17 protein-coding genes are annotated in these 21074 nt (G+C 63.2%); 5 read left to right on the top strand and 12 right to left on the bottom strand.

The window, feature by feature from the left end:
• Position 1 precedes the first annotated feature (1 nt).
• Positions 2–3349 (top strand): DEAD/DEAH box helicase, encoded by a 3348-nt coding sequence (locus tag EJA05_RS09135; protein ID WP_125857999.1) that lies wholly within the window; start codon positions 2–4, stop codon positions 3347–3349.
• Between the two features lie 108 nt (positions 3350–3457).
• Here EJA05_RS09135 and nagZ read toward each other — a convergent pair whose 3' ends face one another.
• The 3 genes from nagZ to EJA05_RS09120 are packed head-to-tail and all read right to left on the bottom strand — an operon-like array spanning position 3458 to position 5748.
• Complete coding sequence (gene nagZ / locus EJA05_RS09130; RefSeq protein ID WP_189654564.1) at positions 3458–4456, bottom strand: beta-N-acetylhexosaminidase; 999 nt, start codon at positions 4454–4456, stop codon at positions 3458–3460.
• A gap of 22 nt (positions 4457–4478) precedes the next feature.
• Positions 4479–5003 (bottom strand): L,D-transpeptidase, encoded by a 525-nt coding sequence (locus tag EJA05_RS09125; RefSeq protein WP_125857998.1) that lies wholly within the window; start codon positions 5001–5003, stop codon positions 4479–4481.
• 40 nt (positions 5004–5043) lie between these two features.
• Positions 5044–5748, bottom strand: a complete 705-nt coding sequence (locus tag EJA05_RS09120; RefSeq protein ID WP_125463372.1) for a TetR/AcrR family transcriptional regulator — start codon at positions 5746–5748, stop codon at positions 5044–5046.
• 219 nt (positions 5749–5967) lie between these two features.
• Between EJA05_RS09120 and lexA the strand changes: the two genes are divergently transcribed.
• A complete protein-coding gene (lexA, locus tag EJA05_RS09115) occupies positions 5968–6576 on the top strand; it encodes a transcriptional repressor LexA (protein ID WP_125463371.1) in 609 nt (202 codons plus the stop codon).
• Between the two features lie 13 nt (positions 6577–6589).
• Positions 6590–7066 carry an SOS-induced cell division inhibitor SulA gene (gene sulA, locus EJA05_RS09110; protein ID WP_125857997.1) on the top strand — a complete coding sequence of 159 codons (477 nt, stop codon included), beginning with the start codon at positions 6590–6592 and terminating at the stop codon, positions 7064–7066.
• A 51-nt stretch (positions 7067–7117) separates the two neighbouring features.
• Here sulA and EJA05_RS09105 read toward each other — a convergent pair whose 3' ends face one another.
• From EJA05_RS09105 to EJA05_RS09075, 7 genes are all read right to left on the bottom strand, one after another.
• Positions 7118–7351 (bottom strand): hypothetical protein, encoded by a 234-nt coding sequence (locus EJA05_RS09105; RefSeq protein ID WP_023630868.1) that lies wholly within the window; start codon positions 7349–7351, stop codon positions 7118–7120.
• A gap of 53 nt (positions 7352–7404) precedes the next feature.
• The gene (locus EJA05_RS09100) at positions 7405–7926 is read right to left on the bottom strand and encodes a DUF6586 family protein (protein ID WP_125857996.1); all 522 of its coding nucleotides are present in this window, start codon (positions 7924–7926) and stop codon (positions 7405–7407) included.
• Between the two features lie 149 nt (positions 7927–8075).
• Positions 8076–10685, bottom strand: a complete 2610-nt coding sequence (gene topA, locus EJA05_RS09095; protein WP_125463368.1) for a type I DNA topoisomerase — start codon at positions 10683–10685, stop codon at positions 8076–8078.
• A gap of 100 nt (positions 10686–10785) precedes the next feature.
• Entirely contained in the window at positions 10786–11037 is a 252-nt protein-coding gene (locus EJA05_RS09090; protein WP_125463367.1) for a DUF1653 domain-containing protein, read from the bottom strand.
• A 78-nt stretch (positions 11038–11115) separates the two neighbouring features.
• Complete coding sequence (fadA, locus tag EJA05_RS09085) at positions 11116–12291, bottom strand: acetyl-CoA C-acyltransferase FadA (protein WP_125463366.1); 1176 nt, start codon at positions 12289–12291, stop codon at positions 11116–11118.
• A 31-nt stretch (positions 12292–12322) separates the two neighbouring features.
• Positions 12323–14470 carry a fatty acid oxidation complex subunit alpha FadB gene (gene fadB / locus EJA05_RS09080; RefSeq protein WP_125463365.1) on the bottom strand — a complete coding sequence of 716 codons (2148 nt, stop codon included), beginning with the start codon at positions 14468–14470 and terminating at the stop codon, positions 12323–12325.
• Positions 14471–14949: 479 nt separating this feature from the next.
• Positions 14950–15387, bottom strand: a complete 438-nt coding sequence (locus EJA05_RS09075) for a hypothetical protein (RefSeq protein WP_125857995.1) — start codon at positions 15385–15387, stop codon at positions 14950–14952.
• A 110-nt stretch (positions 15388–15497) separates the two neighbouring features.
• Between EJA05_RS09075 and EJA05_RS09070 the strand changes: the two genes are divergently transcribed.
• On the top strand, positions 15498–15938 hold the full coding sequence (locus tag EJA05_RS09070; protein ID WP_125857994.1) for a universal stress protein: 441 nt from the start codon (positions 15498–15500) through the stop codon (positions 15936–15938).
• Positions 15939–16045: 107 nt separating this feature from the next.
• On the opposite strand, the gene EJA05_RS09065 is transcribed toward EJA05_RS09070, so the two are convergent.
• Positions 16046–17974 (bottom strand): ATP-binding cassette domain-containing protein, encoded by a 1929-nt coding sequence (locus tag EJA05_RS09065; protein ID WP_125463362.1) that lies wholly within the window; start codon positions 17972–17974, stop codon positions 16046–16048.
• Positions 17975–18182: 208 nt separating this feature from the next.
• Here EJA05_RS09065 and EJA05_RS09060 point away from each other — a divergent pair, with 208 nt between their 5' ends.
• On the top strand, positions 18183–20111 hold the full coding sequence (locus EJA05_RS09060; protein ID WP_125857993.1) for a transglycosylase SLT domain-containing protein: 1929 nt from the start codon (positions 18183–18185) through the stop codon (positions 20109–20111).
• 126 nt (positions 20112–20237) lie between these two features.
• On the opposite strand, the gene EJA05_RS09055 is transcribed toward EJA05_RS09060, so the two are convergent.
• A complete protein-coding gene (locus EJA05_RS09055; RefSeq protein ID WP_125857992.1) occupies positions 20238–21041 on the bottom strand; it encodes an MOSC domain-containing protein in 804 nt (267 codons plus the stop codon).
• Positions 21042–21074 lie beyond the last annotated feature (33 nt).

Raw genomic sequence — 21074 nt, 5'->3', positions numbered from 1 at the left:
GGTGAGCGAAAGCGATGCGCAGTTCCTCGTCCGTAATCACGACGGCTGGACGTTCGCGTTCGACCGCGGGGCACTGCAGCGCGGCCTGAAGTATGCCGAAGAGGGCAGAAGCGAGATCGTGTCGATCCTCGGCACGACCATCCGCGCCGAATGCCATGGTTCCGCTGGCCGCGTCTATTACCAGCGGATCACGCTGGACATGACCGAGGACGGCCTGACCTGTGACGGCACCTGTTCATGCCCGGTAGGCCATAACTGCAAGCACTGTGCAGCTGCCCTGTTCGTCCTTGAGCGCGGTGCCGACCATGTCGAAGGTGATCAACAGCTCCCGGCCACCCGCTCGCCAGCCGCGGCGCAGTCCCTGGACTTGCCGCCCGAGCTTGCGCACTGGGTGGAGGCACTCGAGGTACCGGTGGCGCCAGCCAGCGAGCCAGCCAGGCGCAAGGGCCCTTCGCTGTACTACCTGCTGGGTATCGATCACGGCCGCTGCATGCTCAGCGTGTTCAAGGGCACGCGCCAGGCCGACGGCAGCTTGAAACTGACACGCCCCGGCTCGATGCCGGAGCTGATCTATTACACACCGCGCTATGTGACTGACGAAGACCTGCGCACACTGCGCCTGATCGACGCCATGAGCAAGGATTACGCCCTGCCCATTGCTCGCCTGGAAGGCAAGAAAGGTGCGGACCTTTACGAGTACGCGCTGGCAACGGGCCGACTGCTGTACAGCGAACAGCAGACCCCGCTCGCCCCAGGGCCCGACCTGCATGCCGATTTTCGCTGGGTGCGGCTGGACAATGGCAGCTACCGCGGCGCCTGGCACCATGAAGACAAGGCGCACTGGCTGGCATTGCCACTCGAACCGCTCTACTACGTAGACCCGCAAACGGGACAGAGCGGCAAACTGCTGCATGATCTCGACCCGTTCATCGCCAGCCAGCTGGCCAGCGCGCCCACGGTCCCGGAACACCTGATCGTGCCGTTGAGCCACCGCCTGAACGCCCTGAACCGCCAGGTACCGACGCCCACGACGGTGCGCAGCGAGCAGATCGAGGACATCCAGCCCACCGCGCGCCTGACCCTCGGCAGCCTCGAATACAGCGCCTACACACCGAAGACCGGGCGCATGCAGCGGCAGATGCAACACCGCGCAGCGCTCTCGTTCGATTACGACGGCCTGCGCACCAGTGGCAACGACAGCAAGCCGCTGACCCGCCTGGTCGAGAGCACCAGCCAGCGCATCCGCCGCCAGCCCCAGGCCGAGCAGGCGCTGCGCAATACGTTGCGCGATGCCGGCTTCAAACCCGCCACCCGCCAGAGCAAAGCGCTGCCCGACAGCGCCGGCGAGATGTATCAGCTGGCCGATGACGAAGCCTGGCTGCGTTTTGCCCGCGAGGGCCTGCCGCGCCTGCGCGAAGCCGGCTGGGCAGTGGATGTGCACCGCGACTTCGCCTTCAACCTGCATGAGGTCGACGACTGGTACGCCACCATCGACGAAGCGCCGGGCCACGAATGGTTCGATCTGGAACTGGGTATCGTGGTCGAGGGACAGCGCCACAGCCTGCTACCCATCGTCCTGCAGTTGCTGCGCAGCAGCCCGGAACTGCTGCGCGCCAGCGAGCTGGCACGGCGCAGCGACGACGAACACCTGCTGATCGACCTCAACCGCGCCCGCCACGACAGCCCTGCCCTGCGCGTCGCCCTGCCCTACGGGCGCATCAAGGCGGTGATGGGCACCCTCGGCGAGCTGTACCTGCACGAAGACGCCGTCGGCCCGAGCCTGCGCCTGGAGCGCGCTGACGCAGCGCGCCTGAACGACATCGAACACCTGCCCCTGCTGTGGGAAGGTGGCGCCCAGGTGCGCGACCTGGGCCGGCGCCTGCGCGACGCCCGCGACCTGCAGGTGCAAGCCCCCAAAGGCCTCAATGCAACCCTGCGCCCCTATCAACAGCAAGGCCTGAACTGGCTGCAGGCCCAACGCGAGATGGGCACCGGCGCCATTCTCGGTGACGACATGGGCCTGGGCAAAACCCTGCAGACGCTTGCCCACCTGCTGCTGGAGAAAGAGGCCGGGCGCCTGACCCATCCAGCCCTGGCGGTGATGCCCACCAGCCTGGTGCCCAACTGGCTCGATGAAGCCAAGCGCTTCGCCCCCGAGCTGCGTGTGCTGGCCCTGCACGGCCCAGGCCGCAACAAGCATTTCCCCACACTGGGCGACTACGACCTGGTGCTGACCACCTACGCGCTGGTGCCCCGCGACCTTGAGCACCTCAAGCCACAACCCTGGCACCTGCTGGTGCTGGACGAGGCGCAGAACATCAAGAGCAGCACCAGCAAGGCGGCCCAGGCCGTACGCGAGTTGCAGGCCACCCAGCGGCTGTGCCTCACCGGCACGCCCATGGAAAACAACCTGGGTGAGCTGTGGTCGCTGTTCCATTTCCTGATGCCCGGCTGGCTGGGCGACAGCAAGCGCTTTACCCAGGACTACCGCACCCCGATCGAACGCCACGGCGACACCGAGCGCATGGCCCACCTGGCCAGCCGCATCCGCCCGTTCCTGCTGCGCCGCACCAAGGAACAAGTGGCCACCGAGCTGCCGGCCAAGACCGAGATGATCCACTGGGTCGAGCTCAGTGACGCCCAGCGCGACACCTACGAGGCGGTCAGGGTGGCGATGGACAAGAAGGTCCGCGACGAGATCGCCCGCAACGGCGCGGCGCGTAGCCAGATCATCATCCTCGACGCCCTGCTCAAGCTGCGCCAGGTGTGCTGCGACTTGCGCCTGGTCCAGGGCACCGAAAGCAAGGGCAACTTTGCCGACAAGGGCAAGCTGGGCAGCCTGCTGGAGATGCTCGAGGAGTTGCTCAGTGAGGGGCGCAAGGTCCTGCTGTTCTCGCAGTTCACCTCGATGCTGGCGCTGATCGAGTTCGAGCTGGAGAAGCGCGGCATCCGCTACAGCCTGCTGACCGGCGACACCCGTGATCGCCGCGCCCCGGTGCAGCAGTTCCAGAACGGCGACAGCGAGGTGTTCCTGATCAGCCTCAAGGCCGGCGGCACCGGCCTGAACCTGACCGCAGCCGATACCGTGATCCACTACGACCCGTGGTGGAACCCGGCCAGCGAAAACCAGGCCACCGACCGCGCCTATCGCATCGGCCAGGACAAGCCGGTGTTCGTGTTCAAGCTGATCACTCGGGGCACGGTTGAAGAGAAGATCCAGCAACTGCAGCAGGAGAAGGCGGCGCTGGCGGCCGGGCTGCTCGATGGTGGCCAGGCCGGGCAGTGGCGGTTGGGGGATGAGGAGATTGACGCGCTGTTTGCACCGCTGCCAGGCAAGCGCGGCCGTTGAACCGGGTAAGTCAGTGCCGGCCTCTTCGCGGGTAAACCCGCTCCCACAACCCTTGAACTAGGCACTTTACCTGTGGGAGCGGGTTCACCCGCGAAGAGGCCGGTAAGGTCAGTCGACCAACTGCGCCTCTTTCAACGCACCCAGCGCCTCCAGCCAACGCGGCTGCTGGCGGTAATCGGTGCACGCGAAGCCCTGCCCGCGCATCCGCGCGATGCGCGGCGACGGCTTGACCTTCATGCGCTGCGCTGCGCTCAGAGCCAGCTCCGCTGCCGCCCGGTCATTGCACACCAGGCCCATGTCGCAACCGGCGCTCAACGCGGCTTCGATACGGCTGGCGGCATCGCCCACCACGTGAGCGCCAGCCATCGACAGGTCATCGCTGAAGATCACCCCATCGAAGCCCATCTCGCCACGCAGGATGTCCTGCAACCAGCGGCGCGAGAAGCCAGCCGGCTGGTTGTCGACCTGCGGGTAGATGACGTGGGCCGGCATCACTGCCGCCAACTGGCCGCTGAGGCGGCTGAACGGCACCAGGTCCGCGGCGCGCAGTTGCTCCAGGCTGCGCTCATCGACCGGGATGGCAACGTGGGAGTCGGCCTCGGCCCAGCCGTGCCCGGGGAAGTGCTTGCCGCAGGCAGCCATGCCGGCGGCATTCATGCCACGGATGAAGGCCCCGGCCAATTGCGTGGCACGCTCGGGGTTACCTTCAAAGGCCCGGCTGCCCACTACGGCGCTGCGCTGGTGGTCGAGGTCGAGCACCGGCGCGAAGCTCAGGTCCAGGCCAACCGCCAGTACTTCGGTCGCCATCAACCAACCACATTGTTCGGCCAGGTACTCGGCGTTGTCGTTGTCGGCGATCGCGCGCATGGCCGGCAGGCGCACGAAGCCTTGACGCAGGCGCTGCACCCGGCCGCCTTCCTGGTCCACGGCAAGGATGAGCTCGGGGCGGATGGCACGGATCGACGCGCACAGTTCGCGCACCTGGCGCGGGCTGTCGATATTGCGGGCGAAGATGATCAAGCCGGCCACTTCGGGCTGGCGCAGCAGATGGCGGTCCTCGGCGGTCAGCCATTTGCCGGCGATATCTACCATCAGAGAGCCTTGCAGGCTGGCGGTCATAGCGAGTCCTTCATTGAAGATTCAGGGAGGCCCAGTGCGGGCAAGCGGCCTCGTCTATCCGTACCGGGCAATGGGCGGGTACGCGATCGAACAAGGCAAGCAAATCGTCGTTGCGCAGGCGTACACAGCCATGGGACAGCGCAATGCCCATAGGTTCAGTGTCGGGCGTGCCATGCAGATAGATGTAACGCTGGAAGGTATCGACCGGACCCAGCCGGTTGTACCCCGGTTCGCAGCCACTGAGCCAGAGGATGCGCGTGAGGATCCAGTCACGATCGGGAAACTGCGCTTGCAGCGCCGGCGACCAGACCTCACCGGTCCAGCGCCGGCTGCTGAGCACTGCGCCCTGTGGCAGGCCGCTACCGATCCTGGCGCGCACCTGATGCAGGCCACGAGGCGTGCACCCGGAGCCTTTGCGCTCCCCCGCGCCATTACGCGCCGTGGAGATCGGCAGGCGCAACAGCAGCACGCCATGGGCGAAGCCATAGAGGCATTGATCAGCGAGGGAAATGTGCAGGAAATCGAGGTCGGGCATGGCGCTAGCTTATCTGAAGCGCCCTGCTCCGCCCAGTGTGTCAGGCCTTGGCCGGGGCGCTGGCTTTGCTGCGTGGACGCAGCTGCGCGGCAGCCATGGCCTCGTCGGTGACGCCCGTGTCAGCGCGCATGCCGGCTGCCAGGAACGGCACCATCAGGCGCATCACCTGCTCGATCGAGGTATTGATGCCGAAGTCGGTCTCGGCGATGGCACGCAGGGCCTTGATCCCGGACATGCTGAACGCCGCGGCCCCCAGCATGAAATGCACACGCCAGAACAGCTCCAGCGGAGGAATGCGCGGGGCGGCCTCGTTGACCAGCAGCATGTAGCGGCGGAATACCTTGCCGTACATGTCTTCCAGGTAGCGCCGCAGGTGACCCTGGCTCTGGCTGAAAGCCAGGCCCAGCAGGCGCATGAAGATGGACAGGTCGTTGTTGCTGCGCGGCTGGACCGCAAGGGCCTGCTCGACCAGCATCTCCAGCAGTTCTTCAAGCGAAGCCTTGTGCTCGGGGCGCGCCTGGTGGCGCTCCAGCTCACGTTCGAGGCTGGCGCAGAACGGCCCGAGGAAACGCGAGAATACCGCCTGGATCAGGGCCTTCTTCGAACCGAAGTGATAGTTCACCGCCGCCAGGTTGACCCCCGCCTTGCTGGTGATCAGCCGCAATGAGGTTTCCGCGAACCCGCGCTCCGCGAACAGCTGCTCCGCCGCATCGAGGATGCGTTCAACGGTTTCCGATTGGGCCATGACTACTCCGCCTGACAAACAGTTGTTTGAAACATACGTTTCAGGCCTGCTGATGTCAAGGCTCGGTGACTGGGCAGTCGCCATTTAAAAGCGCCAAGTCACAAGCTGCAAGCGACAAGATGCGCGGGGCTTTTGATCTTTCTTGCAGCTTGCAGCTTGCAGCTCGCAACCCACTGTATATAATCCCAGTCACTGTATAAAAAGACAGAGTCCTCGCCCATGCTGAAACTCACGCCACGCCAAGCCGAGATCCTGGCTTTCATCAAACGCTGCCTCGAAGACAACGGCTTCCCTCCGACCCGTGCCGAGATCGCTCAGGAACTGGGCTTCAAGTCACCCAATGCGGCCGAGGAACACCTCAAGGCACTGGCGCGCAAGGGCGCCATCGAGATGACCCCCGGCGCCTCGCGCGGCATCCGCATCCCTGGCCTGGAAGCCAAGGCCGAAGAGAACGGCCTGCCGATCATTGGCCGTGTCGCCGCAGGGGCTCCGATCCTCGCTGAACAGCACATCGAAGACTCCTGCAGCATCAACCCTGCATTCTTCCACCCCCGCGCCGACTATCTGCTGCGCGTGCACGGCATGAGCATGAAGGACATTGGCATCCTCGACGGCGACCTGCTCGCCGTGCACACCACCCGCGAGGCCCGCAACGGCCAGGTGGTGGTCGCGCGCATCGGCGACGAAGTAACCGTCAAGCGCTTCCAGCGTGAAGGCAGCAAGGTCTGGCTGATTGCTGAGAACCCGGAATTCGCCCCTATCGAAGTCGACCTGAAAGAACAGGAACTGGTGATTGAGGGCTTGAGCGTTGGCGTTCTGCGCCGCTGATCGAGGAGGCGTCATGCAGCCGTTCATCCCTGCACCGCAACAAGTCCAGTTGCCACTGTTCGAGGCATTTTTCGCCAATCCGGTTTTGCCGGGTTTCAAGGCCCGCGAACAGCCACGCAAAAGCAACCAACCCGAGTTGTTCAGTGAACTGGCCCTGCGCGGCGCCCCCGGCCATTGCCAAAGCCTGTTGGCGCCTGTTTTGCGCGAACTCAGCGAAGAGGACGACAGCCGCTGGCTCACCTTGATCGCCCCGCCTACCAGCCTCACGCAAGCATGGCTGCGCGATGCCGGCCTCAACCGTGAACGCATCCTGCTGCTTCAACCGGGCAGCAACCAGAACGCCCTGCAGCTGGCTTGCGAAGCATTACGCCTGGGGCACAGCCATACCGTCGTCAGCTGGCTGGGCAGCGTGAGCAACAGCGCTCGGCAACAGCTGCTGCGCGCCGCTGCCAGCGGAAAAGCACAAAGCCTGAACATCCGCCTTGGCTGATGTTCAGGCTTTGCCTGTCATCTGTTTGTAGCCGTGAGCCTCTAGCGTGGCTCAGTGAAGGACTCGTGGCCCCTCTTCACGCTCGAAATCGCCCTCTACCAAGCGACCGGCCATTTGCACACCGACGCTGAGCATGGCCTTGGCCACTTCCACATGCTGTCCTTGCAGGAATGCCTTGGCATCCTCGGAGAAATCCAGGGTTACCAGGGAACCTTCATCCTCGGCGCGGCGCAGCTCGATCCGGCCGTCAGGCAACTCGACAATTTCTAGAAAGGACGTTGACATACTTGGGGCCTGCTTTGCACGAAAGGCCGATAGTGTATCAGCCATGATTGCTGTCAGCACTCACTCAGCGCGTCGCGGAATCGTCTCACCAAGTCCTTCAGGTTCTTCCGCCAGGCCTCAAGCTCTGCTTGCGAAAGCTCTAGCGGCTCGGCCTCATCCAGATTGATCGCCTGGATCAATGGCTGGGTAACATCGGTTTTCGCGCTTTTCTTCGCGACCGGCGGTCGGAACAAATCGGCATAAGCTGCAAGCAGGCGAGCCAGCCAGGTTTCCGGCTGCCGTGCCAGCTCCAGCATCTCTGCCATCTCCGGAATTGCCACGCTCTGCAGCATCTCATCGTTGAGCAGCAGCTCGGCCCGTGCCGCAGCCGCTTGCGGCAAGCGGTAGAAACCAGCGATCTCATGGCACAAGCCCAGCAGCGCACCATACAGGTGGAACAACGCTGCTTCGCGCTCGGCCTGGACCAACCCCTGGGCGTTCATGGCACCGCTTGCAGAGGCCTTGGCCATGGACTCCAGCGCTAGGCCGGCAAAGAACAGTTTCTGATTGGTGCGGGTGTAGAGTTCCTGGGCCATGTCGGGTGACCTCCTGAAGGCTGCAAGGCGATTGCATGCAGTTTCAGGGATTGCGCTTTGCTTGTCATCAAATGAGTGGGGCCGCTTAGCCCCCATCGCCGGTTTGCCGGCAATGGGGGCTAAGCGGCCCCGGTCAAAGCCCTGAACGATCAGCGCTTGTCTTCGACCTTCCACGCCTTGCCGTCGTAGAACGCCTTCCAGCCAGTCGGCTTACCGTCGACTTCAGACTGAACGTACTGCTCCTTGGTCTTGCGGCTGTAGCGGATCACCGCCGGGCGGCCTTCAGGGTCCTTCTGCGGCGCTTCGCAGAGGAAGTGGTATTTCGGATCGATCTCGTGCTTGTGCGGCACGATTTCCAGCACCAGCGGCGCACGGGTTTCGCGGTTCTTGGGGAACTGGCTGGCGGCCAGGAACAGACCCGAGGCACCGTCACGCAACACATAGGTGTCGTCGACCTTCTCGCACTTGAGCTCGGGCATGTCCACCTTGTCCATCTTCGGTGGCGCCGCCTCGCCGCTTTTGAGCAGCTTGCGGGTGTTTTTGCACGTAGCATTGGTGCAACCGAAGAACTTGCCGAAACGGCCGGTCTTGAGCTGCATCTCGCTGCCGCACTTGTCGCATTCCAGGCTCGGCCCTTCATAACCCTTGATGCGGTAGCTGCCCTCTTCGATCTCGTAGCCGACGCAATCCGGGTTGTTACCGCAGATGTGCAGCTTGCGCTTCTCGTCGAGCAGGTAGGCGTCCATGGCGGTCGAGCAGATCGGGCAGCGATGCTTGCCACGCAATACCAGCGACTCGGACTCACCTTCGTCGTCGGCAGCGATCTCGTCGCCCGGCACCAGGTTCACAGTGGCCTTGCAACGCTCTTTGGGTGGCAGGCTATAGCCCGAGCAACCCAGGAACACGCCAGTGGAGGCCGTGCGGATCATCATTGGCCGCCCACATTCCTTGCACTCGATATTGGTTGGGGTCGGCTGGTTGGCACGCATGCCATGCTCGGTGGACTCGGCAGTCTGCAACTTCTTGCTGAAGTCACCGTAGAACTCGTCCAGCACGTTCTTCCAGTCACGCTCGCCCTGGGCTACGTCGTCGAGGTTCTCTTCCATGCCCGCGGTGAAGCCGTAGTCCATCAGGTTGGAGAAACTCTCCGACAGGCGCTCAGTGACGATGTCGCCCATCTTCTCGGAGTAGAAGCGGCGGTTGTGCAGGGTCACATAGCCGCGATCCTGGATAGTCGAAATGATCGCGGCATAGGTCGATGGTCGGCCGATACCGCGCTTTTCCATTTCCTTGACCAGGCTGGCTTCGGTGAAGCGCGCCGGCGGCTTGGTGAAGTGCTGGCTAGGGTCGATCTGGATCAGCTTGAGCGCTTCGCCCTGCGCCATGTCTGGCAGAACGTCGTCTTCACCTGGCTTGCTCTGCTGCGGCAAGACGCGGGTGTAACCGTCGAACTTGAGGATGCGGCCCTTGGCGCGCAGCTCGAAATCGCCAGCCGCCACGGTAACGCTGGTGGACAGATACTGCGCCGGCGGCATCTGGCAGGCCAGGAACTGGCGCCAGATCAGTTCGTACAGGCGCTCGGCATCACGCTCCATACCGGTGAGCTTGGTCGGGTGGGTGTTGACGTCGGACGGGCGAATCGCCTCGTGCGCTTCCTGGGCCCCTTCCTTGCTGCCATAGACGATGGGCGCGGCTGGCAGGTACTGCTTGCCGAACTCTTTCTCGATGTAGCTGCGCGCCATTTCCACGGCATCGACCGACAGGTTGGTCGAGTCGGTACGCATGTAAGTGATGTAACCGGCTTCATACAGACGCTGGGCCATCATCATGGTTTTCTTCACCCCATAGCCCAGGCGATTGCTCGCGGCTTGCTGCAGGGTGGAGGTGATGAACGGTGCCGAGGGCTTGCTGCTGGTCGGCCGGTCTTCGCGCTTGCTGACGCTGTAGCTCGACGCCTTGAGTTTCTCCAGGGCGGCCATGGCCTGGGCTTCGTTGAGCGGCTTGAAGGCTTCGCCCTTCTCGCGCGCCACTTCGAAGCGCACCTTGGCGTTCTTGGCGGTGCCCAGGTCGGCGTGGACTTCCCAGTACTCTTCCGGATTGAAGGCGCGGATTTCGCGCTCACGCTCGACGACCAGCTTCACCGCCACCGACTGCACACGGCCAGCGGACAGGCCACGGGCGATCTTGGCCCACAGCAACGGCGAAACCATGTAACCGACCACGCGATCGAGGAAGCGACGCGCCTGCTGGGCATTGACCCGATCGATATCGAGCTCGCCCGGCTGCGAGAACGCTTCCTGGATGGCTTTCTTGGTAATTTCGTTGAACACCACACGCTTGTAGCGGCTGTCATCACCACCGATGGCTTCGCGCAGGTGCCAGGCAATGGCTTCCCCCTCGCGATCCAAGTCGGTTGCGAGATAGATGGTGTCGGCATCCTTGGCCAGGCGGCGCAGCTCTTCGATCACCTTTTCCTTGCCGGGAAGGATCTCGTACTTGGCTTTCCAGCCGGCCTCAGGGTCGACGCCCATGCGTGCCACCAGCGTGCGGCGGGCCTTTTCCTTGGGCGACAGTGCCGGAGCCTCAGCTGCGGCCTTGCCACGCTTGGCCGCCGGCTCCTTGCTCGCACTGGCGGAACCGCTGGTGGGAAGGTCGCGGATATGGCCGATACTCGACTTCACCACGTACTGGTTGCCCAGGTACTTGTTGATGGTCTTGGCCTTGGCCGGGGATTCCACAATGACCAGCGATTTGCCCATGGATCGGAGTATTCCTGAATCTGAAGATGAAAAACGCGTCAGGTGCCAGACGCGGCACCGCTATATATAGTGGCAAAACAGTGAGGTCAAGCGCGAACGCTCAGTCGTCGGCCTTGGCCAGCAACCCGGACAGCCCTTCTTCGGCCTCGACCAAAGCAAAGCGTGGCACCTGCTCGCCGTCAACCTCGACCGACTCCAGGAACATCGAAAGCGGCCTCACCCATAGGCCGAATTCGCCGTACAGGGCCTGGTAGAACACCACCCACTCCTCGGTCTCGGAGTGGCGCGCAGCGCCGAACACACGATACTCGGGGCCCTTGTAGTGCCGGTACACACCGGGTTGTATCTGCATGTCGCCCTGCCTCTTGAACAAATCCTGTAAAAAACAAAAACCGGGGCACAGGGCCCCGGTTGCTGCCTTGCAACGCGATCAGACGCGTTCGAAGACAGTGGTGATGCCTTGGCCCAGGCCGACGCACATGGTCGCCACGCCGAGCGTGCCGCCATTCTGCTTCATTACGTTGAGCAGGGTGCCGGAAATTCGCGCACCCGAGCAACCGAACGGGTGGCCCAAAGCGATGGCGCCGCCGTGCAGGTTAACCTTCTCATCCATCTTGTCGAGCACTTTCAGATCTTTCAGCACTGGCAGGGCCTGTGCAGCGAAGGCTTCGTTGAGCTCGATGAAGTCGATGTCGGCCATGCTCAGGCCGGCGCGCTTGAGGGCTTTCTGCGTCGAAGGCACCGGGCCGTAACCCATGATGGCCGGGTCCACGCCCGCCACCGCCATCGAGCGGATCACCGCCAGCGGCTGGATGCCCAGGTCCATGGCGCGCTGGCCGGACATGACGATCATGCACGAAGCGCCGTCGGTGATCTGCGACGAAGTACCGGCGGTGACGGTGCCCCCTTTCGGGTTGAAGGCCGGCTTGAGCGATGCCAGGCCTTCGAGGGTGGTTTCCGGGCGAATGGTCTCGTCGAAGTCGAAGACCTTCAGGAAGCCGTTCTCGTCATAGCCCTGCATCGGGATGATCTCGTCCTTGAACTTGCCTTCCACCGTCGCCTTGTGGGCGAGCTGGTGCGAACGCACGCCGAACAGGTCCTGTTGCTCACGGCTGATGCCGTGCATCTTGCCCAGCATCTCGGCAGTCAGGCCCATCATCCCGGAGGCCTTGGCGGCGTGCAGGGACATGTGCGGGTTCGGGTCCACGCCGTGCATCATGCTGACGTGGCCCATGTGCTCGACACCGCCGATGACGAACACGTCACCGTTGCCGGTCATGATCGCCTGGGCGGCGGTGTGCAGCGCGCTCATCGACGAGCCGCACAGGCGGCTGACGGTTTGCGCGGCAGAGGTGTGCGGGATCTGGGTCATCAGCGACGCCATGCGCGCGATGTTCCAGCCCTGCTCCAGGGTCTGGTTGACGCAGCCCCAGATCACGTCCTCGACTTCTTTCGGGTCGACCTTGTCGTTGCGCTCCAGCAGCTTGCTGATCAGGTGCGCGGACATGTCTTCGGCGCGGGTGTTGCGGTGCATGCCACCCTTGGAGCGGCCCATCGGCGTGCGACCGAAGTCGACAATCACCACGTCTCTTGGATTCAGGCTCATATCAGTATTCTCGCTCTAGCTCGTTGGGCGCTCAGTTGAAGAAGCGCTGGCCGCTCTTGGCCATTTCGCGCAGCTTCGCGGTGGGGTGGTACAGCGGCCCCAGGTCGGCGTACTTGTCGGCCAGTGCGACGAACTCGGCGACCCCGATCGAATCGATGTAGCGCAGCGCGCCACCGCGGAAAGGAGGGAAACCGATGCCGTAGACCAGGCCCATATCGGCTTCGGCGGCGGTTTCGACGATGCCGTCTTCCAGGCAGCGCACGGTCTCCAGGCACAGCGGGACCATCATCCAATTGATGATGTCTTCGTCGGTAACCTCACGCTGTTCGAAAACGACCGGCTTGAGCACGTCGAGCACGTCGGCATCGAAGACTTTCTTCGGCTTGCCGCGCTTGTCGGTCTCGTAGGCGTAGAAGCCCTTGCCGTTCTTCTGGCCCAGGCGGTTGGCCTCGTACAGCGCATCGACGGCAGAGCGACGATCGTCCTTCATGCGGTCCGGGAAGCCTTCAGCCATTACGTCACGGCCATGGTGGCCGGTGTCGATCCCGACCACGTCCATCAGGTAGGCCGGGCCCATCGGCCAGCCGAACTTTTCCATGACCTTGTCGATGCGCACAAAGTCGACACCGGCGCTGACCAGCTTGGCGAAGCCGCCGAAGTACGGGAACAGCACGCGGTTGACCAGGAAGCCCGGGCAGTCATTGACCACGATCGGGTTCTTGCCCATTTTCTTGGCGTAGGCCACGGTGGTGGCAACGGCCACTTCACTGGACTTCTCGCCACGGATGACTTCGACCAGCGGCATCATGTGCACCGGGTTGAAGAAGTGCATGCCGACGAAGTTCTCTGGGCGCTTGAGCGCCTTGGCCAGCAGGTTGATCGAGATGGTCGAGGTGTTGGAGGCCAGGATGGCGTCCTCTTTCACCTGCCCTTCCACCTCGGCCAAGACCGCTTGCTTGACCTTCGGGTTCTCGACCACGGCCTCGACCACGATATCGACGTTGGCGAAATCGCCATACGACAGGGTCGGGCGAATGGCGTTGAGCGCTTCGGCCATCTTCGCTGGGGTGAGGCGGCCTTTCTCGACGCGCTTGCCGAGCAGCTTGGACGCCTCGTTCAGGCCCAGCTGGATGGCTTCCTCACGGATGTCCTTCATCAGGATCGGCGTGCCCTTGACGGCCGACTGGTAGGCGATGCCGCCGCCCATGATGCCGGCGCCGAGCACGGCGGCCTGCTTCACGTCGTGGGCGATCTCGTCATGGGCCTTGGCCTTGCGCTTGAGCTCCTGGTCATTCAGGAACAGGCCGATCAGGCTCTCGGCAACCGAGGTCTTGGCCAGCTTGGCGAAGCCCGCGGCCTCGACTTCCAGCGCCTTGTCACGGCCGAAGTTGGCGGCTTTCTGGATGCTCTTGATGGCTTCGACCGGCGCCGGGTAGTTCGGGCCGGCCTGGCCTGCGACGAAGCCCTTGGCAGTCTCGAAGGCCATCATCTGTTCGATGGCGTTGAGCTTGAGCTTCTCCAGCTTGGGCTGGCGCTTGGCCTTGTAGTCCAGCTCGCCGCTGATGGCGCGCTTGATCAGGTCCAGTGCACCCGCCTGCAGCAGCTCAGGGGTAACCACGGCATCGACGGCGCCGACTTTCAGGGCGTCTTCGGCACGGTTTTCCTTGCCCGAAGCGATCCACTCGATGGCGTTGTCCGAGCCGACCAGGCGCGGCAGGCGCACGGTGCCGCCAAAGCCTGGGTAGATGCCCAGTTTGACTTCCGGCAGGCCGATCTTGGCAGTGCTGGACATGATTCGGTAATCGGCGGCCAGGCACATCTCCAGGCCACCGCCCAGGGCGATGCCGTTGATGGCGGCAACCGTCGGCACTTCGAGGTCTTCGAAGGCGTTGAAGATACGGTTGGCTTCCAGGTTGCCGGCAACCAGCTCGGCCTCGGGCAGCTTGAAATTATCGACAAACTCGGTGATGTCGGCGCCGACGATGAACACGTCCTTGCCACTGCTGACGATCACGCCCTTGACCGAAGCGTCGGCCTTGATGGCGTCGACGGCCTCGCGCAGCTCGTTCAGAGTGAGGCGGTTGAACTTGTTGACGGACTCACCCTTGAGGTCGAACTTCAGTTCGACGATGCCGCTTTCAAGAGCCTTAACCGTGATGGCTTTACCTTCGTAAATCATCAACTGATCTCCACGATATGGAAGCTGAACTGTACACGCCGATCGCTGGCGCAAGAGCCGGTCTGCCGGTGTCTTGCCGCAGGCACACCCGTCGGCGCGCTAATCGGGGTTCTGTAAGAGCGATCTGACATACAAACGCTCAATTCATACGCCCGTTTGATTTGGGTGTGCACACATTCTCCGAAAAGATCGGCGTTGTCAAATGCTCTCAAGCACCTTGAAAACGCGACTTTCCAGTCATTTTGTATGCTGCAGGCATGAAGCATGATGACAGTGATCGCCGACCATTCATGTCAGCGATAGACCATGGGCAAGTGCTAACGACTGCATTTTCTTAAACACACTCGCCAACACTGGCTACACTGGCAGGTGTTCAACGTGTTCCCGGCCTGCCTGGCCTTTTCTGCGCAGCAGAACGCAAAGCGGCGCGCAGGAGCCTTCCGGTTCCTGCGCGCCGCTTTGTCGTTGATGAGAAGGGATCAGGCGAGGGTTTCGAGCACCTTGGCAATATCCTGCAAAACAGAATCTTCGCCACGCTCACCCCAGAACAGGGCGACCATCTGGGTATCGGCCTCGATCTTGTAGACGCTTTCCGGCAACCCGGCGAAGGCCTCGAGCAACCGCGAATCCTCGCAGGGCTCGCGGTAACGGTTCCACCAGACGCCCGTGCTGACCTGCCAGTAGCACCAGCTGTCGTCGTGCCCCTTGCGCCGTGCCCGATGGTACTGCGGGCATGGACTGGGGGGCTGTTTTTCCAGCCAGTGCGGCCACTCTTGCGGCGCCAGCTGCATGGCCAGGCCCATGCGTCGCCCCTCCAGGCGCAGATTCATCTGCCGGCTCTGCTTGCGCGAGGGACGCAACCAGGCGAGCGGGCTGAGAATCAGCGCAAGGATTGACACCACCAGCCATACCGTCATATCTGTAGACCTTATAAAGCGTTGCAAATGAGCGGGTTACTCATGCTTCACGGACGACCCGCGTGAAAGCGACCATACTTCTTCTATCGCGATTGTCAGGAGTACAGCTCATGTCCTACGAACATCTTCTGGTCGCCGTCGACCTGACCGAAGAATGCGACCCGGTGATCAAGCGCGCCAAAGCGATCGCCCTGGGCAGCGGCGCGAAGGTCTCCCTGGTGCATATCGTCGAACCCATGGCCATGGCCTTTGGTGGTGACGTGCCCATGGACCTCTCGCAGCTGCAGCAGCAACAGTTCGATCAGGCCAAGGAGCGCATGGAGCGCCTGTTCAACAAGTACCCGGACATCAACCGCGGCGATTCGCACCTCACCTACGGCCAGCCACGCCAGGAAATTCACCAATTGGCGAAAGACCAGAAGTGCGACCTGATCGTGGTGGGCAGCCATGGCCGGCATGGCCTGGCGCTGCTGCTGGGCAGCACCGCCAACGATGTGCTGCATGGCGCGCCGTGCGATGTATTGGCAGTACGCCTGTTGAAAAAGGAATAATGATGTCTTGATCGCGGGACAAGTCGGATCGCCGCACCGCCGCTCCCACAAAACCTTGATGGCTGCGGGAGCTGCGGTGCGGTTATCCAACTTGCCCTGCGATGATGTCAGCCTTCCAGCTCAGCCCACCGCTCCACCAGCGCATCCAGCTCACCCTGCAACGCCTCGATCTTGGCCAGCACCGCCGAAGTCTCGGCAATCGGCCGCTGATAGAAGCCCGCAGCGTTCACTTCCTCCTGCGCCTTAGCCATGCGCTGCTCCACCTCGTCGATTTGCCCTGGCAGCATCTCCAGCTCACGCTGCAGCTTGTAGCTGAGCTTTTTCTTCGACGCGTCGGGGGCCGCAGCAACCGGTGCGGGGGCCACTGGCTCCGCCACCTTCTCGACCACCGCACTGTTGAGCTCGGACTTACCGCCCTTGCTTTCGGTCACGCCCAGCAACTTCGGCGAACCACCCTGGCGAATCCAGTCTTCGTAGCCGCCCACGTACTCGCGCACGCGCCCTTCACCTTCGAACACCAGGGTGCTGGTGACCACGTTATCGAGGAAAGCCCGGTCGTGACTGACCATCAGGACAGTGCCTTTGTAGTTCGACAGCACCTCTTCGAGCAGCTCGAGGGTTTCCACGTCCAGGTCGTTGGTCGGCTCGTCCAGCACCAGCAGGTTGGCGGGTTTGCTGAACAGCTTGGCCAGCAGCAGGCGGGCACGCTCACCACCGGACAACGCCTTGACCGGGGTACGGGCACGCTGAGGGCTGAACAGGAAATCACCGAGGTAGCTGAGCACATGGCGGCTCTGGCCATCGATTTCGATGAAGTCGCGGCCTTCGGCCAGGTTATCGATAACGGTCTTTTCCAGATCGAGCTGGTGACGCATCTGGTCGAAGTAGGCCACTTCCAGCTTGGTGCCGATCTCGACCTTGCCCGCTGTCGGTTGCAGATCACCCAGCATCAGCTTGAGCAAGGTGGTCTTGCCGGTGCCGTTGGCGCCGAGCAGGCCGATACGGTCCTGGCGCTGCAGCACCATGGAGAAGTCCTTGACCAGCTTCGGCCCGCCCTGGTGCGCGAAGCTGACGTCTTCCAGCAACATCACTTGCTTGCCGGACTTGTCCGCCACTTCGATCTGGATGTTCGCCTTACCCTGACGCTCGCGGCGCTCGCCACGCTCCACGCGCAGCGCCTTGAGCGCGCGCACGCGGCCTTCGTTACGGGTACGCCGCGCCTTGATGCCCTGGCGGATCCACACTTCTTCCTGGGCCAGGCGCTTGTCGAACAGCGCGTTGGCGGTCGCCTCGGCAGCCAGCTCGGCCTCCTTGTGCACCAGGAAGCTGGCATAGTCGCCGTTCCAGTCGATCAAGCCGCCACGGTCCAGCTCCAGGATGCGCGTCGCCAGGTTCTGCAGGAACGAACGGTCGTGGGTGATGAACAGCACTGCACCGTTGAAGCTGCTCAAGGCCTCTTCCAGCCAGGCGATGGCGCCGATGTCCAGGTGGTTGGTGGGCTCGTCGAGCAGCAGCAGGTCCGGCTCGGACACCAGCGCCTGGGCCAGCAGCACACGGCGGCGCCAGCCACCGGACAGCTCGGCCAGGGTCTTGTCGGCCGGCAGTTGCAGGCGGCTGAGGGTGCTTTCGACCACCTGCTGCAGGCGCCAGCCATCGCGAGCTTCCAGCTCGTGCTGAACATGCATCAGCTTGTCCAGGTCTTCGGCAGTGTGGATGTTCAGGCTCAGGTGGTGGTATTCGGCCAGCAGCTCGCCCACGCCATCCAGGCCAGCGGCCACCACATCGAACACCGTGCGCTCGTCGGCTACCGGCAGTTCCTGCGGCAGCTCGCCGATCTTGAGGCCTGGGGCGCGCCAGATATCGCCATCGTCGGCCTTCTGCTCACCCTTGATCAGGCGCAGCATGCTCGACTTGCCTGTACCGTTGCGGCCGATGATGCACACCCGCTCACCACGGGCGATCTGCCAGGAAACCTTGTCCAGCAACGGCATGGCGCCGAATGCGAGGGACACATCGCTGAATTTGAGCAGGGTCATGATCATCTCCAAAAACTGGGCGCGCATTCTACCCGACTTGCCTGCGCAGGGCATTAAAACCGCGTTGCCAGCAGCACCGCGTCGGATAACAACTCGATACAAGCACAGTGCTTTCACCGGCCCACGGCAAACGGCTAAGCTAGGCAGTAATACCCAACAGTGCTGGCTCCGCCGTCACTCTCTAATGGTTCAACTGCCCGGACGTATCATGCGCAGCCGCCTGTTACACATTGCTTCCTGCCTATTGCTCACCGCAACCGCTGCGAGTGCCGCACAGGCCGCCGACCTCACCCAGCAGCGCCAGTACTACGACGAGGCCAAGCGCGCCCTGGCCAAAGGCGACAAAGGCCCCTACCTGCGTTACGCGCAAGCACTGCGCGACTACCCGCTGACGCCCTACCTCACATATGACGAGCTCACTGCCCGGCTGAAAAGCGCCAGCAACGAGGAAATCGAAGGCTTCCTCGCCGCCCACGGCGACCTGCCCCAGGCCAACTGGATGAAACTGCGCTGGTTGCGCTGGCTGGCCGAACGCGGCGAATGGAACACCTTCATCAAATACTACGACCCCAAGCTCAACTTCACCGAGCTGGACTGCCTCAACGGCCAGTACCAGCTGAGCCACGGCCAGCGCGCCCAGGGCTTCGCCACGGCAGACAAGCTATGGAACGTCGGCAAATCGCAACCAGAGGCCTGCGACACGCTGTTCGCCATGTGGGCAGCCGAGGGGCAACTGACCGAGGCCAAACGCTGGCAGCGCGCCAAATTGGCGGCCCAGGCGCGCAACTACGGGCTGGCCAACAACCTGGTGAAGACCCTCACCACTCTGGCTCCCCAGGGCAAGCTGCTGATCGATGTGGCGCAGAAGCCCGAACTGCTCAACCAGCCTTCGCGCTTCACCCCGGTCAACGAAGCCATGTCCGACGTGGTCAGCCTCGGCCTGCGCCGCCTGGCACGCCAGGATCCCGAGCAAGCCATGGCGCTGCTCGATGACTACGCCCAGCGCATGCACTTCTCCCGCGACGAGAAGGTCGCCATCGCCCGCGAGATCGGCCTCACGCTTGCACGTCGCTATGACCCGCGCGCGCTGGACCTCATGACCCGTTACGACCCCGAACTGCGCGACAACACCGTCAGCGAGTGGCGCATGCGCCTGCTGCTGCGCCTGGGCCGCTGGGAAGAAGCCTATGAGCTGAGCAAACGCCTGCCGCAGGACCTGGCCAGCAGCAACCGTTGGAAGTACTGGCAAGCCCGCAGCCTGGAACTGGCGCAGCCCAACAACCCGCAGATCCCGCTGCTGTACAAGACCGTGGCCCGCGAGCGTGATTTCTATGGCTTCCTCGCCGCCGACCGGGCACAGACCGCCTACCAGCTGAACAACAAGCCATTGCAGCTCAGCCAGCAGGTAATCAACAAGGTGCGCAATACCCCCGGCGTGCGCCGTGCCCTGGAGTTCCACGCCCGCGGCCAGATTGTCGAAGGCCGACGCGAGTGGTACCACGTCAGCCGCCACTTCAATCGTGACGAAATGGTCGCCCAGGCACGCCTTGCCTATGACATGCGCTGGTACTTCCCGGCCATTCGCACCATCAGCCAGGCCCAGTATTGGGACGACCTGGACATCCGCTTCCCCATGGCCCACCGCGACACCCTGGTGCGCGAAGCCAAGGTGCGCGGCCTGCATTCGAGCTGGGTGTTCGCCATCACGCGCCAGGAAAGCGCATTCATGGAAGACGCCCGCTCCAGCGTTGGCGCCAGCGGCCTGATGCAGCTGATGCCTGCCACCGCCAAGGAGACTGCGCGCAAGTTCAGCATCCCGCTGGCCTCCCCGGCCCAGGTGCTCAACCCGGACAAGAACATCCAGCTCGGCGCCGCCTACCTGAGCCAGGTTCACAGCCAGTTCAACGGCAACCGCGTGCTGGCCTCGGCCGCCTACAACGCCGGCCCCGGCCGCGTACGGCAATGGCTCAAGGGCGCCAAGCACCTGAGCTTCGACGTATGGGTCGAGTCGATCCCGTTCGACGAGACGCGCCAGTACGTGCAGAACGTGCTGTCGTATTCGGTGATCTACGGGCAAAAGCTCAATTCGCCGCAACCGCTGGTGGATTGGCATGAGCGGTATTTCGACGATATGTGATCGTTCGCCGAGGGTGCTGCAGCGCCTATGAGATCGAGCGCCGCGCGGGCGGCGCTCGATTTCGTGAGCACTGCAAGACTATCGCCCAACACCTTGCAGCCCTCACACAATCGCAATCGCCCTGCCTTACTCGATAACCTCAACCGCCATCCCCACCTTCAGCTCCCCCGCGCCATCCACCGCCAGGTTCTGGCCGAACAGCACATCCCCCTCTTTCTCGCGGAACGTCTTGAGCGTGGTCAGCGGCTCACGGTCCGGGCTGCGTTCGCCCGTGGCGGGGTCGAGAGTGGTGAGGATGCAACGCACGCTGGGTTTGAGCACACGGAAGGTCATGTCACCAATACGGATGCGCTTCCAGCGGTCTTCTGCAAATGCCTCGGCGCCCTCGACCACCAGGTTCGGCCGAAAACGCAGCATCTCCATGGGGCGCCCGATGCGCGCGCTCAGCTCGTCCAAGGAAGCCTGGCCGATCAACAACAACGGAAAACCATCAGGGAATGCCGCGCGGTCGCTGTTCAGGCCATATCCGCTGGGCAGGTACCTCGCCCGCTGGTCAGGGCAATGCACCAGCCTCACCGGCTTGCCCAACAGTTCGCTGAGCCATGCCGCTGCCGCATCCCCGGCATCGGGCACGCGCAGGGTGTCACGCCAGATGGTGACACCACGCAACTCGTCGTCTGCAGGCGGCACTGGCACGCTCAATGCCGCCCGCCCTGGCGCGGTGAGCAGCAATTGGCCATTCGCGCTGTAGTCGGCAGTGATCTGCCCGAGCGCAGGCCATGCCCGCTGGGTGAGGAAACGACCGTTCTCGGCCTCTACCACCAACCAGCGCCGATCACCGTCCAGGCCCAGGTAATCGACCGGGGAGCGTTGCAGGCTCTGCGCCTGCGTCGACTTCACCGGATAACGATACAACGCACTCAGAATCATCCCTGCCTCACCCTGCGCCAGTAAAAGCCCAAG

This window comes from Pseudomonas oryziphila, assembly GCF_003940825.1.
GTDB lineage: Bacteria > Pseudomonadota > Gammaproteobacteria > Pseudomonadales > Pseudomonadaceae > Aquipseudomonas > Aquipseudomonas sichuanensis.
The sequence above is the reverse complement of the archived record's forward strand: the minus strand, read 5'-3'. Positions and strand labels throughout refer to the sequence as shown.